Here is a 13772-nt window from a genome sequence, read left to right as displayed (position 1 = left end):
AGGCTCCTTGTCATGCTCACGCTGGCATCAGCATAGCGTAAATCGACAAGGACAAAAAACCGGCATCGGGTGATGCCGGTCGGGAAGATTAGTGTAGTTCTGGCCAATACTCTTTATTGGCTTCAATCAGGTCATCCAGAATCGCTTTCGCAACCGAGGCGCTCGGTACGGTTTTGGACAGCGTGATCGCCTGCCATAATTTCTGATACGAGCGCTGCTCCCAGGCATCCACCACCAGTTTTTCCACCGCCACTTGCTGACTCATCAACCCTTTCTGGAAGTGTGGAATATCCCCCACGGTGAGTGGCTCTGGGCCGTTATGACCGACCAGGCAGGGGATTTCCACCATCGCGTCAGCATAAAAGTTATGAATTGCGCCGTTATTCGCCACAATCAACAACATGCGCTCCTGGGTATTGAACGCAATCGCGGTCGCCAGATCGACGATATACGACGCATGTTCATCGATTTCCAGCTCCCCGGCGGAGGATTTACCGGCTTCAATAATCGCCCGGCAAGCGCTGAAAACATGCTTCTCACGATGATCCATTACTTCATTGGCACGGGTGCGTTCTGGATTGGAGTGCGCCACCACGTAATCCGGAAAGAGATAATATTTCAGGTAAGTGTTTGGCATGGTATCAGGATCGAGCGCCTGCACGTCTTTTGCTTTAGCAAAGGTATCATTCCAACTGGCTTCTGTATGGGCGTTGTCAGATGGCGGCACATAACCGTTTTTCGCCACATATTCCCGCAACTTTGGCATCAAATCATTACCGTTTAGATCTTCAATCGACGTCCACCAGCCAAAGTGATTCAGACCATAGTAACGCACACGCATCTCTTTGCGGTTTTTCAGTCCGACAATCTGAGCCATACGTCCTTCAATGCCGATCGGCATATCGCAAATGTTGAGAATTTTGGCGTTCGGGCGCAGACGGCGAGTCGCTTCCGCGACAATAGCCGCCGGGTTGGAGTAGTTCAGCATCCAGGCATTCGGAGAATACTGCTCCATATAGTCCACCAGTTCCAGCACACCGCCGATAGAGCGCATACCGTAGGAAATTCCACCCGGTCCGCAGGTTTCCTGGCCCAGCACGCCATGGCGCAGCGGAATTTTCTCGTCTTTTTCGCGCATCGGGTATTTACCCACGCGGATATGCGCCATCACAAAATCGACATCGGTAAAGGCCGCTTTCGGATCGGTGGTGTAACTAAAGGCAATCTCCGGCGCCTGTTCTTTGAGGATGATTTTGCACGCCTCCGCGATGGTCTCCTGACGTGCGCCATCGTTGTCATAGAATTTCAGAGCGCGCAGCGGGAAGCGATCACGGTTAGCTAATAACATCAGGACAATACCGGGAGTAAAAGTACTACCGCCGCCTGCAATGACAACTGAGAATTTTTTCATGATACAGCCTCCGTCATGGTGGTTTGTTCGTTCGTTAAAGGGGTTTTCATCAGCGATTCAAGCTGGTCGCGCACCTGGGGAACATGCAGACCGACAATCACCTGAATGCCGTTGCCGCGTCGCACCACACCGTGTGCGCCCAGGGCTTTAAAGACTTCATCGCTTTGGGTTTGCGCCATATCAACCAGCGCGATGCGTAAGCGGGTGGCGCAGTTGTTGATGCTTTCGATGTTTGCCGCGCCGCCAAGAGCCTGTAAGAATCCGGCGGCTTGACCAATCTGTTGGCTGGCTGCGGCCGGTGCGGTGGTTTGCCCGCGCGCCGCTTTATAATCAGCCTTGCTGTAGAGTTTGATTTCGCTCTCTTCCCGGCCAGGGGTTTTGAGGTTCAGTCGTTCAATCAGCGTTTTGAAAACCACGAAATAGAGACCGGTAAAGCAGACGCCAATACCAATCTGGGTGAAGACCATCGAGGCGTGGTTGTGGAACATCGGAATCCAGTTCTGGGGCAGGAACTGGTCAAGCAGTCCGCCGCCCATATTGCCCACAACGCCAAAAACATACATCGTTGTCGCCATTGAGGCCGCCAGCACGGCATGAATGGCAAACAGCAGCGGCGAGATAAACAGGAAAGTGAATTCAAGTGGTTCAGTAATGCCCACCAGCACGGCGGTAAGCGTGGCCGGAATCAGCAGGCCCGCGACCTTAACGCGGTTTTCCGCTGACGCCGTATACCAGATTGCCAGCGCAATCCCGACTGAGCCGAACACTTTGGAGTTGCCGTGCAGCGCAAATCCGCCTTCCGGGAACAGCGTTTTCAGCGGCAAGGTGCTCTGGCTGAATTCTTGCAGGTGCTGCGCCCAGTAGACCTGGATACCGCCTTCTACCGCCGCCGGGCCAAAGATGAACGGACCGTAGACAAAGTGGTGTAATCCGGTGGGGATCAAAATACGTTCCAGGAAGGTGTAAACCCACACGCCCAACGCGCCAGCGGAGCGTAAGAAAGCCTGCAGGGATTCGATGCCCATCTGTACTTTTGGCCAGCCCATCAGGGTGAGCCAGGCGCAGGGGAGCATCACGAAAAACGCGAGGATAACGACAAACGAGGTGCCCTGGAAAATCCCCAGGAAAACCGGAAGCGGCTTATCGAAAAAGCGGTTGTGAATAGCGGTAACGATGCCTGAAATGATAATAGCCCCGATGATGCTGGTATCGAGCGTTTTGATACCCGCGATCATCGCCAGCCCGCTTCCGGCTACGGGTTCTGCTGAGAAGTTAACGCCAAAGAAATGCCCCCAGGTCATCCCCATCGCGTTGATGAAGTAATTCCAGGTCAGGAAACTAATCAACACTGCGAGACAGGCTCTGCCCTGCGCCTGTTTCGCCAGGCCAATCGGTAAACCGACAGCAAAAATCAGCGGCATATTGCGAAATACTGCCCAGCCGCCCTCTTCAATGATGTGAACAATTTGAGCGAACAGATTATCAGGGGCGGTTAAGGCCTCGCCGACAAACAGCGGGTTGCTAAGCATGATAGCGATTCCCACCACGATCCCGGCAAACGGAAACAGTAATACCGGGGTAAACATGGCACCGCCAAAACGTTGTATTTGACTGAGCATTTTTAAATCCTCACGTAACAACCTGTAGGGAGTAGAGGCCTTTATGGTTTTTTGCTGGCCTGGAGTGAGCATAAAAATTTATTCATACGCGAACATGGCGTGCCGCTGCGATTCGTGATCACATTCATGGTTTTAATTTGACCTCTCAGGTCTACTTTCGCTTGTAAATATGGATGTGTCATAACCGCATCCCCGGCCTGATAAGGGCAGAGAGGTCTACTGGTGATCTATAAATCCATCGCCGACAGGTTACGGCTGCGGCTGAACTCGTCGGACTACAATATCGGCAGCCCGCTTCCGGGAGAAAAAGCGCTGGCGCAAGAATTTGGCGTGGCGCGAATGACAATTCGCAAGGCGTTAGATCTGCTGGTGGGCTGGGGGCTGGTTGAACGCCGCCATGGCAGCGGGACATTTGTTACACGCAAGGATGTGCACCATGAAACCACCAATCTGACCGGGCTGGTGGAGGTACTGCGCCAGCAGGGTAAAGAAGTACAGAGTAAGGTTCTGCAGTTCGAGGTGATGCCCGCGCCACCAGCCATTGCCAGCCTGCTGCGGATTCAGGTGGATGAGCGGATCTACTTTTCACGCCGGATGCGTTACGTGGAAGGGAAACCCCTGATGCTGGAGGATAGCTTTATGCCCGTGAAGCTGTTTCGCAATCTGTCACTGGCGCATCTCGAGGGGTCGAAATTTGATTACATTGAGAAGGAGTGTGGGATAACCATCAGCGGTAATTATGAGAGTCTGACTCCCGTGCTGGCAGATAAATCGTTGGGAGGATATCTGAATGTTCCGGAACAGACGCCGCTGCTGAGAATCACTTCCCTTTCCTACAGTGACAGCGGCGAGTTCCTGAATTATTCCGTTATGTTCCGTAACACACGTGATTACCAGGTGGACTACCATCTGCGGCGTATCCACCCGGAAAAGTGCTAACTGACACCCCAGAACAGTACGGCCAGCAATTGCGGCGTGATGATACGTAAGAACATCACCAGTGGATAAACCGTAGCATACGAGAGCGCGGCGGCGCCGCTGGTGGCATGCAGGCCGTTGGCAAAAGCCAGCGCCGGGGGATCGGTCATCGAACCGGCCAGCATGCCGCACAGGGTCAGATAGTTCATCTTCGCAAACAACCGCGCCAGAATCCCGACGGTCAGCAAAGGAATAGCAGTAATAAAAATCCCGTAGCACATCCAGTTAAACCCATCGCCGTGGGTCAGCGTCGCGATAAAATCACTACCGGATTTCAGTCCAACCACCGCGAGAAACAGCACGATACCCAGCTCACGCAGAGCAAGGTTGGCACTGGGCGGCATGAACCAGTAGAGCTTACCCACGCTGCCGATACGCCCAAGGATCAGCGCCATGATAAGCGGCCCGCCCGCGAGCCCCAGTTTTAATGCCACCGGGAAGCCGGGAACAAAGACGGGAATCGACCCCAACAACACCCCCAGTCCAATACCGATAAAGACAGGCAGCATCTGGACTTGCTGGAGTTTGTGCTGCGCGTTCCCCACCTCAGAAGCCACCGCATCAATTGCCGCCTGACGCCCGACAAGGTTGAGAATGTCACCGAATTGCAGGCTGGAATCACTGCTGGCTACCAGTTCGACCCCGGCGCGGTTAAGACGGGAAATCACCACGTCATAGCGCTCTTTGAAATGCAGATCGCGAATGCGTTTCCCAAGGACTTTTTCGTTGGTGACGACCACACGCTCAACGCGCAGGTCGGTCCCCCGCGTTGAGAGCGAGGTGTCCACCTCCTGGCCCATCACCAGTTGCGCGCTATGCAGGTCTTTCGGCAGACCAACCAGGTGCAACAGGTCGCCAACCTGAATAATGGTGCCCGGCGAAGGTACCATCAGCAATTCATCGCGTTTCAGGCGCGAACAGATGATTTTATCGCTGTTCAGCATCGGCACATCCTGAATCGCCATATTGTTCAGGTTCGGGTTTTCCACGCGAATATTGATGGTCTTGATCAACGAGTTACCCGAGCTAACGCCCGCATCATGCAGTTGCGCTTCCTGCTCAACGTTGATGCGAAAACCGACGCGAATCAGCCACATGGTCAGTAAAATGCCGCAGATGCCAAACGGGTAGGCCATCGCATAGCTCATCCCCATCTGATCGAGAACGTTAGACGGTGTTCCCAGATCATGCAGGATCTGCTGCCCGGCCCCAAGTGCCGGGGTGTTGGTGACCGCACCAGAGAAAATCCCCAGAATGACTGGCAGCGGAATATTGAAGAGTTTGTGCAAAATAGCGGTGACCAGGCCGCCAAGTATCACAATCAGAATGGCAAACAGGTTCAGGCGTAGCCCGGAAACGCGCAGCGAGGCAAAAAAGCCCGGCCCGACCTGAATACCGATGGTATAGACGAAGAGGATAAGGCCGAACTCCTGCACGAAATGCAGCATCGGGCTGCTCAGGGTAATCCCAGCCTGATCAACAAAATGGCCGACGATAATACCGCCGAAAAGCACGCCACCAATCCCAAAACCCACGCCGCGTATTTTTACATTGCCGATCCACAAACCGACGACCGCGACCAGCGCCAGCATGCTTACGGTTAACGCTATATCACTCATGATGGCTCCCTGTGAATAACATTGTAATTATCAAGGATTCTCTCAGAGCTATAGCAGGATGTATGGGCTTTGGCGCACAAAAAAGCCCCGCCGAAACGGCAGCAAAGTAAACGCAAAACGGCCACCCTGAGGTGACCGTTTTGGTGTTTGCGCCCTCTCGATGTGAAAGAGCGCAGGCGCCCGGTTTGGGCACCTGCCATAACAGGTATTAGCTGTTTAGCGCAGGACGTTCGCTAATGGCGATCCGTTGTGGCGCAATGGCTTCCGGCACGTTACGGGTCAGATCAATATGGAGTAAGCCGTTAGCGAAGGTCGCGCCAGAGACTTCCATATTTTCTGCCAGTGTAAAGCTCAGGGTAAAAGGTTGGATAACCAGCCCCTGGTGCAACCATTTAGGCTCATTGGCCGGTTTTTCCGGCGAACCTTTGATCACTAACCGGGTACCTTCCAGTTGAATATCCAGCTCTTGCTGGTTGAATCCGGCCAGAGCCAGCGTAATGCGGTAATGGTTGTCATCGCCCTTTTCAATGTTATAGGGCGGGAATGTCTGTTGCTCAGTGGTGCTTTGCAGCGCGTTAGCCAGTTTGTCAAAACCGATCCACTGACGCAGCAGCGGGGATAAATCGTAGTTACGCATGATATTTCTCCTTCTAAGAAGCGAGTAAGTTCCTGCAAGCCGATGGCTCGCATATGCTCCCTGACGGCAAGCATTCAGTTCAGGTAATTAGTTAATCTCAATGCGACGTGGTTTCTTTGCTTCCGGAATCACGCGTTCAAGATCAACGTACAGCAGGCCATTCACCAGATTTGCGCCTTTAACATAAATGTTTTCGGCAAGCTGGAATTTGCGCTCGAAGTTACGTTCGGCGATGCCCTGGTAGAGGTAGGTACGTTCTTTCTGTTCGGTCGCGTGCGCGCCTTTCACGATAAGCAGGTTGTCCTGCGCGGTGATGTCCAGTTCGCTTTCCGCGAACCCCGCTACCGCGATCGCGATGCGATAATGGTTTTCGTCAACTAATTCAACGTTGTACGGAGGATAGCCGCCGTTGCTTTGGTTTTGATTGTTTTCCAGCAGGTTGAACAGACGGTCGAAACCAATAGCTGAACGATAAAGCGGAGAAAGATCGAAGTTACGCATAAATAAAGCTCCTGAAATCAGCGAGATTGTCGTTTGCCTTCCACAATGGACAGGCTGCGGTAGCCCAACACCCTTCCGGCGTGTCTTCCGGCTACATTCTTAAAATAGGGGTGACGCTGATGTTTTCAAGGGTCTTTTTCTGACTTTTTTTTGCAGTTTCTCGCGCTTTGCATAGACTGGGATCACAGCACAAAAGGTGAAAGTGCGAATGTCGCCACAGAGCGCAGCATGGAGGCTGTTTATTTCGGCGCAGGACAGATATAACGCCAGCAGCAGTCTTCATACTGCCTATAACGATGATTAATGAATGATGAAAAATACTCTGTTTATTTCGACGCTGCTTAGTGGAATGGTGTTACTCAGTGGTTGCTCCAGCGTGATGTCGCATACCGGGGGCAAGGAAGGCCTGTATCCGGGTATGAAAGCAAGCTCCACGATGTTGTCCGACGATGACACCAATATCGGTATGAAATCCCTGGTGGTTCTGGATATGCCTTTTACCGCGGTCATGGATACGATACTGTTGCCGTGGGATATGTTCCGCACCGACAGCTCCGTTAAATCTCGCGTTGAGAAAAGCGAAAAGGCCACCATGGCGACGGACAACGCGATTCCACCCGCCCCCATGGCTAAGCAGTAATTACATACCCGTTTCCGTCATCCAGATCTGGCGGAAACCCGCAATCTCTTCCATCCAGGCGATAGACCGACCGTCCGGCGAGAACACGACGGCGTCGGCAGACGGCGGATTGCCGTGATCGGTTGTCAAAAAGGTGATGTTGCCGCAAGCGGCATCGCACAGCGCGATACGATTATCCAGCACAAAGCCCAACGCCGCCCCCGAAGGATGCCAGTTAAAGGCAGACTGAATGCCCGTTTCCGTGTGGGTTAGCTGCTGCGGTTCGCCCCCCTGTGACGAGATCAGCCAAAGCTGGACAATACCCGCATCATCACGCATTAAAAATGCAATCGCAGTGCCCTGCGGGTTACTGCGCACCCAATGGCGCGGTACGTTAACCAGCCCAGGAAAGGCACGTTGATGGGTAAAGGTCAGGCGCCGTTGCAAAACCCCGGCGGGTGGAGCAGGCAGGCTTGTCGGCGTACCCTGCAGCGGTGTATCGCCTGGTTGTTTCCATCCCTGCGCCGCTTTCGGCAGATCAACGATAAACAGCTCCGGCACTTTCTCGCCTGTTAATGACAGCGTATCGCCAATAAAGGCCAGCTTATCGTTACCCACCCAACCTTCTTCATACGCACGGTTGATCTCATCGCTGCCGGGAGCAGGCGCTGGGGTGGTACGGCTTACCAACACGCACCAGTGGCTTCCCGCATACTCGCGTGGATGTGTGAGTGGGGGGTGTACCGGGCCAAAAGGTACGGCGACACCGACGTTACGCAAATCCTGCGCCGGGTCCAGCTCATGCATAACATGATCGTTATAGGTAAAACTGACGTTCTCACCGTTGGGGCTAAAGACATGCACATGGCTACCGCCGCGCAGCGCGCCCGGCGTAAAGGGGGCGGTGATGTCCATCGCGTCCAGATTGGCGGTTTTGCCGTTGGCGTGGATGACGCCGCGACGATGGTGAAAATCATAATGCCAGTCAGCATCCGGGTTTTCCGGGCCGTGGATAAAAACGTATTTCTCTTCATGAGGATGAACGGTCACTACGCCAACGTGTGCCCCCTCTTTCGCCTGATAGATAACCTCAACGGCGCCCGTATGGATATTGACGCGTTCAATGGTTTCACCGGTAAAAGACGCTCCGGAGGGGCGTACATCAAACACCAGCCACTGACTGTCCGGTGTCCAGGTGTGAATATTGGTGAGTTGATGGTTGCGCGGCGCGCGAGTGATTTGCTTCATGCGGATACCCTGATGCCCTATTTGGCATCAGGGTAGCGCAAGGCGGGGAGATTAACCTACCCGTTTTACGTCGCCGACCAGCAGGATGTAGGAGAGTGCGCCAATCAGCGCCACCACGGAGATATACACCAGCGCCGGGGCAAAACCGTAGCTCTGTGCCAGATAACCAATCACCAGCGGCACGGTGATACCACCCAGACCGCCGACAAAGTTAAAGACGCCACCCGTCAGCCCGATAAGACGCATCGGCGCAAGGGAGGAGACCAGCGACCAGGTGATAGAGGCGAAGCCGTTGCCAAAGAACGCGATGGCCATCAGCGTCATGATCCACACAGGGTCATTGGTGTAGTTCGCGCCCATAATGCAGGTGGAGATCAGCAGGCCGCAGATAATGGGCGTTTTACGCGCCGCGCCAAGGGAGAAGCCTTTGCGCACAAGCCTGTCCGCCAGCCAGCCAGAGAGCAGCACGCCAAAGAACGCGGCGAGGAACGGTACCGTGGTCATAAACCCGGCTTTCAGCGCGGTGATACCTTTTTCCTGGGTCAAATAGTTCGGAAACCAGGTCAGGAAGAACCACAGCGTAGAGGTGACGGCGAACTGTCCCAGGTAAACACCGACCAGTTTACGGTGGAACACCAGTTTCCAGTCGGCTTTGGTGAGCGGCTGGCGCGCCTCTTTGGTCACAGGCGCATCGCCATCTACCAGACCACCGCCTTCACGAATGTATTCCAGCTCTTCATGGGTGACGCTTCTAGTCAGACGCGGCGGCTGATAGACCTTAAACCAGATTAGCGACCAGATGATGCCAATCCCGCCGGTAACGATAAATACCCAGTGCCAGCTCAACAGTTCCTGAATCCAGATAAGCAGCGGGGTAAGAAATGCTAGGCCGACAAACTGACCGGAGGTATAAAAGCCCACGGCGGAAGCGCGTTCGTGTTCCGGGAACCAGCTTGTCACCATGCGGTTGTTGGTCGGAAAGGCGGGCGCTTCAAAAATCCCGGTGATGGCGCGCAGACCAATCAGCGACATTAATCCTGTCGCAAAGCCCTGGAACAGGGTCGCCACCGACCAGCCAAAGATGGCGATAAAATAGGTGAGGCGAGAGCCGACCCGGTCGAGGAACCAACCGCCGGGGATCTGACACAAGGTATAAAGCCAGGCAAAGGCAGAAAAGACATAGCCCATTTCCGCTTTGGTAATACCGAACTCTTGCTGAATATGCGCGGAGGCCACCGCGAGGTTGGCCCTGTCGACATAACAAATAACAACCGTAATAAAGATCATCACCAGCGTCAGATAACGCCGACGACCGACTTTTGCAGCAGTAACTGAAATATCCATCGCAATCTGTCTCCAGATTTTGGGCATAGCGAGGCCGCTCACCATGCCCGGTAATTTACAGAGGGTGTTTGAATTTATTTATTAATTAAAATGCTACACGTAATGCGCTAATTAATTCGTGCTGGGGACAAAAACGCATTAGCGTTTTTGAACAGCGCTTGCGCTGGCCCCAAAGGGGCGAGGCGACAAGCCGAGTAACGCGGCAAGCTTTCGCATCCCCAGGAGCATACAAAAGTATGTGACCGGGGTAAGAAAACGCAGCCAACGCGCCACCAGTGCAAAGTATGAAGCGCATTTACCATTCGGCGACGGTGCCGTCTTCATTCCGCCAAACCGGATTACGCCAGTCCGGCGCATTCTGACTTAACGCAATGACTTTCTCTTCATCAATATCCACACCCAGCCCTGGTTTCATCAATGGTTTAAAGAAACCACCTTCCATATTGAAATCTTCTTTATTTTTCACGAAGTCGAGCAATTCAGCGCCTTTATTGTAGTGAATGCCCATACTCTGCTCCTGGAATACCGCATTGTGGGAAACGAAATCCACGTGCAGACAGGCCGCCAGCGCCACCGGGCCGAGTGGGCAGTGCGGTGCCAGAGCCACATCATAGGCTTCGGCCATTCCGGCAATTTTATAGCACTCGGTAATCCCGCCAGCGTGGGATAAATCCGGCTGCAATATAGAAATACCACCGCCTTCCAGCACGCGTTTAAATTCAAAACGCGAGAACATACGTTCGCCTGCGGCAATCGGAATATGCGTTTGCGCCGCCAGTCGCGGATAATATTCCGCCTGCTCCGCCAGCACCGGTTCTTCAATAAATAACGGGCGATACTGCTCGAGTTCTTTAATTAATACTTTTGCCATTGGCGCACTGACACGACCATGGAAATCGAGACCGAATTCAATTTGATTGCCAAAGGCTTCACGAATTTGCGCCACGGTATTCACGGCGGCATCTACCGCGCGGGAATTATCAATCACGCCCATCTCTTCGCAACCGTTCAGCTTAAAGGTATCGAAACCGATATTGCGCAGGGTTTTAATGCCGTCGATCACTTCCGCCGGACGGTCACCGCCAACCCAGCTATACGCTTTGATTTTGTCACGCACCAGGCCGCCCATCAGTTGCCAGACCGGCGCGTTATGGACTTTGCCTTTGATATCCCACAGCGCCTGGTCAATACCGGCAATCGCGCTCATCAGAATCGGACCGCCGCGGTAAAAACCGGCGCGGTACATCACCTGCCATAAGTCATTGATGCGCGCCGGGTCCTGGCCAATCAGATAATCACTCAGTTCATGAACTGCCGCTTCTACCGTGCGGGCACGACCTTCTATGACCGGCTCTCCCCAGCCAACCACCCCTTCGTCGGTCTCGATTTTCAGGAACATCCAGCGCGGGGGTAAACGGTAAGTGGTGAGTTTCGTTATTTTCATTTCACTGCCTCTCGATACGCGTTAACAAATGCGGTTGCCTGCTGCACGGTGCGTTCCACGGGCTGCCCGGCACGATACAAATCGCTGCCCAGCCCTGCCCCCACGCAGCCAGCTTTAATCCATTGCGCCAGGTTGTCTGGCGTCACCCCACCCACGGCAAAGACCGGTACGTCCGATGGCAAGACCGCTTTCAAGGCTTTGATATAGTCCGGGCCAAAGGCCGAAGAGGGGAAAATTTTCAGCGCCTGCGCACCCGCATCAAGCGCGGTAAAAGCTTCGCTGGCAGTCGCACAGCCCGGGCAGACCGTCATGCCGTAGCTCACCGCGCGGCGAATAACTTCGGGCTGAATATTGGGAGTGACAATCAGTTTGCAGCCCATCTCAGCCAGTTGGTCAACCTGCTCCGGCTTAAGGACGGTACCCGCGCCGATCAGCGCCTTGTCGCCATACGCCGCGACGATGGCCGGAATACTTTTTTCCCATTGCGGCGAGTTGAGCGGGATCTCTACCGCATCGAATCCCGCGTCAATGACCGCGCCGACATGCGCCAGCGCTTCATCGGGGGTAACGCCACGTAATATTGCGATGAGCGGAAGGTTAGTTTGCCACTGCATGAGCGATGCTCCTTATTCCTGTCTGAAATGCGGTGTCGCCAGAAATGACCACAGCTTTGCGGCCAATCGCCTCCAGCGCCTGTTGATAGCGGCCGGACAGTGCCTTTCCCGCAACGATGGTGACCTGATGATCGATAACGTACTCAGCCATGCTGGCGACTTCGGCGCCAATCAGCAGGCCCGATAAAAACTCGCTAACCTGTTCGCGCGGCAGATTGCCCAGCACATGAGCAGCACGGACCTCGAACAGTTGCGGCAGAATGGCGGGGGTAGCGAGGCCGCGTTCAAGCCCGGATGTAAAAGCCGCCGATGACGGTTCTTGCTCGGGCAAGCCCGCCCCCACCAGCGAATGGCGCAGCAATAGATGGTGCAATTCACCGGTCATCACGGTGCGAAAATCATGGATTTGCTGTGCATCTGCGCGCACCCATTTGCAGTGGGTGCCCGGCATGACATAAACAGAAGAGGGAGAAAGTTCGCGAGCGCCCAGCAATTGCGTCTCTTCGCCACGCATCACGTTGTGGTTATCGTCACGAGAAACGCACAGGCCGGGAATAATCCAGACATTGTCGCCAACGGCAGTCAACTGCTCGCCAATGGCGGAGAAAAAGGCGGGAACGGGTAAGTATGGCGCCACTTTCCAGCCGACATTGCTGCCCACCATGCCTGCCATCACGACGGGCGTTTTTTCATCGCGCCAGCCGTGGGTAATATCTGCTAACACCGCTTGTGGGGATTTGCCATTCAGGCGCGTAACACCGGCTTCTGATTGCCTGCTCTCCAGGCATTCCGCCCCCTGATAAAGCCAGGCGCGTAAGTTGGTCGACCCCCAGTCAATTGCGATGTAGCGAGATGTCATGTGATTTCCTTAAGCCTTCGGGTAGAGCTGGCAATCATGGTGAGCGCCGCCTGCTCTGCTGCATCGCCGTCCTGATGCCGTATCGCATCGAACAGCGCCTTATGTTCCTGGAGCGTTTTTGGCATGTTGGCTTCATCGCCCATCCAGGTTCGTTCAAATACCGCTCTTTGAAGCGAGCTAATCGCCACGGTCAGTTGCTGTAACACCGGGTTATGTACCGACTCCAGCACCGCTTCGTGATAACGAATATCCGCCTCATTGAAGGCATCGCGATTCTGGTTGTTCGCAATCATGTCGTTGAGCGCCGCCTCTATTTGCGCCAGATCGCTTGAGGTAGCGCGCTCCGCCGCCCAGCGGGCAATGGCAGGCTCTACCAGATTTCGCACCTCGCTCATCGCGCTGATGAGCCGCGGGTCATAGTCGTTTTCCAGCACCCACTGCAGTACTTCGGTATCGAGGTAATTCCACTGATTACGCGGTGCTACAAACGCACCGCGATAGCGTTTTATCTCGATGAGCCTCTTCGCCATTAAGGAGCGAAAGACTTCGCGAATGATGTTGCGCGAGGTTTCAAACTCCTCGCAGAGTTCTGCTTCTGACGGAAGCGCTGAGCCGGGGACATATTTCCCGCTCACAATCTGGTGCCCTAACGTGATGACGATACGGTCGGTTTTGGTGAGAGTCATGGCATGCCCTTATTCACTGTGTATGCATGCCTACTTTACCTCGACCGGCGATTTTCACCTCATCCTTGCAGTACAAACAGAGCGTACTTTTCTTTTGCTGGAGCTGAATGTAGTACAATCATTTATTGTTGTACTACAATTTAGATCGCAAAATGAACGACAGATCACAAAATTAACCCCCTTCACTTCACCG

At 54.1% G+C, this 13772-nt stretch carries 12 protein-coding genes, 1 pseudogene and 1 other annotated feature; of the genes and pseudogenes, 2 read left to right on the top strand and 11 right to left on the bottom strand.

The features are described from left to right. Positions 1-88 precede the first annotated feature (88 nt). Together ABIB59_RS17825 and ABIB59_RS17820 are read right to left on the bottom strand one after the other, a co-directional pair. Positions 89-1411, bottom strand: a complete 1323-nt coding sequence (locus tag ABIB59_RS17825) for a 6-phospho-alpha-glucosidase (protein WP_354036424.1) — start codon at positions 1409-1411, stop codon at positions 89-91. Further along, on the bottom strand, positions 1408-3030 hold the full coding sequence (locus tag ABIB59_RS17820) for an alpha-glucoside-specific PTS transporter subunit IIBC (RefSeq protein WP_354036422.1): 1623 nt from the start codon (positions 3028-3030) through the stop codon (positions 1408-1410). Before ABIB59_RS17820 ends, ABIB59_RS17825 begins: the two co-directional genes overlap by 4 nt. 222 nt (positions 3031-3252) lie before the next feature. On the opposite strand from ABIB59_RS17820, the pseudogene ABIB59_RS17815 reads away from it, so the two are divergent. Then, positions 3253-4019: pseudogene (locus tag ABIB59_RS17815) on the top strand (GntR family transcriptional regulator). Here ABIB59_RS17815 and ABIB59_RS17810 read toward each other — a convergent pair. The 3 genes from ABIB59_RS17810 to ibpA form a co-directional block, all read right to left on the bottom strand. Further along, positions 3966-5627, bottom strand: a complete 1662-nt coding sequence (locus tag ABIB59_RS17810) for a putative transporter (protein WP_354036420.1) — start codon at positions 5625-5627, stop codon at positions 3966-3968. The pseudogene ABIB59_RS17815 and the gene ABIB59_RS17810 sit on opposite strands and share 54 nt — an antisense overlap. Before the next feature lie 208 nt (positions 5628-5835). Continuing rightward, positions 5836-6264, bottom strand: coding sequence for a small heat shock chaperone IbpB (gene ibpB, locus ABIB59_RS17805; RefSeq protein ID WP_039080041.1), 429 nt, complete (start codon positions 6262-6264; stop codon positions 5836-5838). Between the two features lie 87 nt (positions 6265-6351). Then, positions 6352-6765: a small heat shock chaperone IbpA gene (gene ibpA / locus ABIB59_RS17800; RefSeq protein ID WP_039080040.1), complete on the bottom strand. Its 414-nt coding sequence runs from the start codon at positions 6763-6765 to the stop codon at positions 6352-6354. Continuing rightward, positions 6759-6833, bottom strand: a sequence feature (ROSE (Repression Of Heat Shock gene Expression) occurs in the 5'-region of heat shock genes and acts as an RNA thermometer to modulate expression.). Its footprint overlaps the gene before it by 7 nt. Positions 6834-7072: 239 nt before the next feature. On the opposite strand from ibpA, the gene ABIB59_RS17795 reads away from it, so the two are divergent. Further along, positions 7073-7405, top strand: coding sequence for a YceK/YidQ family lipoprotein (locus ABIB59_RS17795; protein WP_107222677.1), 333 nt, complete (start codon positions 7073-7075; stop codon positions 7403-7405). Here ABIB59_RS17795 and ABIB59_RS17790 read toward each other — a convergent pair whose 3' ends face one another. From ABIB59_RS17790 to dgoR, 6 genes are all read right to left on the bottom strand, one after another. Further along, a complete protein-coding gene (locus ABIB59_RS17790) occupies positions 7406-8632 on the bottom strand; it encodes a YidR family protein (protein ID WP_317077697.1) in 1227 nt (408 codons plus the stop codon). Between the two features lie 51 nt (positions 8633-8683). Next, positions 8684-10021: an MFS transporter gene (locus tag ABIB59_RS17785; protein ID WP_354036417.1), complete on the bottom strand. Its 1338-nt coding sequence runs from the start codon at positions 10019-10021 to the stop codon at positions 8684-8686. Positions 10022-10271: 250 nt separating this feature from the next. Further along, on the bottom strand, positions 10272-11420 hold the full coding sequence (gene dgoD / locus ABIB59_RS17780) for a galactonate dehydratase (RefSeq protein WP_039080037.1): 1149 nt from the start codon (positions 11418-11420) through the stop codon (positions 10272-10274). After that, the gene (locus ABIB59_RS17775; protein ID WP_039080036.1) at positions 11417-12034 is read right to left on the bottom strand and encodes a 2-dehydro-3-deoxy-6-phosphogalactonate aldolase; all 618 of its coding nucleotides are present in this window, start codon (positions 12032-12034) and stop codon (positions 11417-11419) included. Before ABIB59_RS17775 ends, dgoD begins: the two co-directional genes overlap by 4 nt. Further along, positions 12018-12893: a 2-dehydro-3-deoxygalactonokinase gene (locus ABIB59_RS17770; RefSeq protein ID WP_125123681.1), complete on the bottom strand. Its 876-nt coding sequence runs from the start codon at positions 12891-12893 to the stop codon at positions 12018-12020. The genes ABIB59_RS17775 and ABIB59_RS17770 overlap by 17 nt, the downstream gene beginning before the upstream one ends. Further along, positions 12890-13579, bottom strand: a complete 690-nt coding sequence (gene dgoR / locus ABIB59_RS17765) for a D-galactonate utilization transcriptional regulator DgoR (RefSeq protein ID WP_039080034.1) — start codon at positions 13577-13579, stop codon at positions 12890-12892. Before dgoR ends, ABIB59_RS17770 begins: the two co-directional genes overlap by 4 nt. Between the last annotated feature and the right edge of the window lie 193 nt (positions 13580-13772).

Origin of the sequence: Citrobacter sp. UYEF32, assembly GCF_040546205.1 — a bacterium.
Lineage (GTDB): Bacteria > Pseudomonadota > Gammaproteobacteria > Enterobacterales > Enterobacteriaceae > Phytobacter > Phytobacter diazotrophicus.
The sequence above is the reverse complement of the archived record's forward strand: the minus strand, read 5'-3'. Positions and strand labels throughout refer to the sequence as shown.

Coding starts and splice junctions, on each gene's coding strand:
- ABIB59_RS17775 (WP_039080036.1), bottom strand. CDS start 12,034: ATGCAGTGGCAAACTAACCTTCCGCTCATCGCAATATTACGTGGCGTT.
- ABIB59_RS17770 (WP_125123681.1), bottom strand. CDS start 12,893: ATGACATCTCGCTACATCGCAATTGACTGGGGGTCGACCAACTTACGC.
- ABIB59_RS17795 (WP_107222677.1), top strand. CDS start 7,073: ATGATGAAAAATACTCTGTTTATTTCGACGCTGCTTAGTGGAATGGTG.
- dgoD (WP_039080037.1), bottom strand. CDS start 11,420: ATGAAAATAACGAAACTCACCACTTACCGTTTACCCCCGCGCTGGATG.
- ABIB59_RS17810 (WP_354036420.1), bottom strand. CDS start 5,627: ATGAGTGATATAGCGTTAACCGTAAGCATGCTGGCGCTGGTCGCGGTC.
- ABIB59_RS17790 (WP_317077697.1), bottom strand. CDS start 8,632: ATGAAGCAAATCACTCGCGCGCCGCGCAACCATCAACTCACCAATATT.
- ibpB (WP_039080041.1), bottom strand. CDS start 6,264: ATGCGTAACTACGATTTATCCCCGCTGCTGCGTCAGTGGATCGGTTTT.
- ibpA (WP_039080040.1), bottom strand. CDS start 6,765: ATGCGTAACTTCGATCTTTCTCCGCTTTATCGTTCAGCTATTGGTTTC.
- dgoR (WP_039080034.1), bottom strand. CDS start 13,579: ATGACTCTCACCAAAACCGACCGTATCGTCATCACGTTAGGGCACCAG.
- ABIB59_RS17825 (WP_354036424.1), bottom strand. CDS start 1,411: ATGAAAAAATTCTCAGTTGTCATTGCAGGCGGCGGTAGTACTTTTACT.
- ABIB59_RS17785 (WP_354036417.1), bottom strand. CDS start 10,021: ATGGTGAGCGGCCTCGCTATGCCCAAAATCTGGAGACAGATTGCGATG.
- ABIB59_RS17820 (WP_354036422.1), bottom strand. CDS start 3,030: ATGCTCAGTCAAATACAACGTTTTGGCGGTGCCATGTTTACCCCGGTA.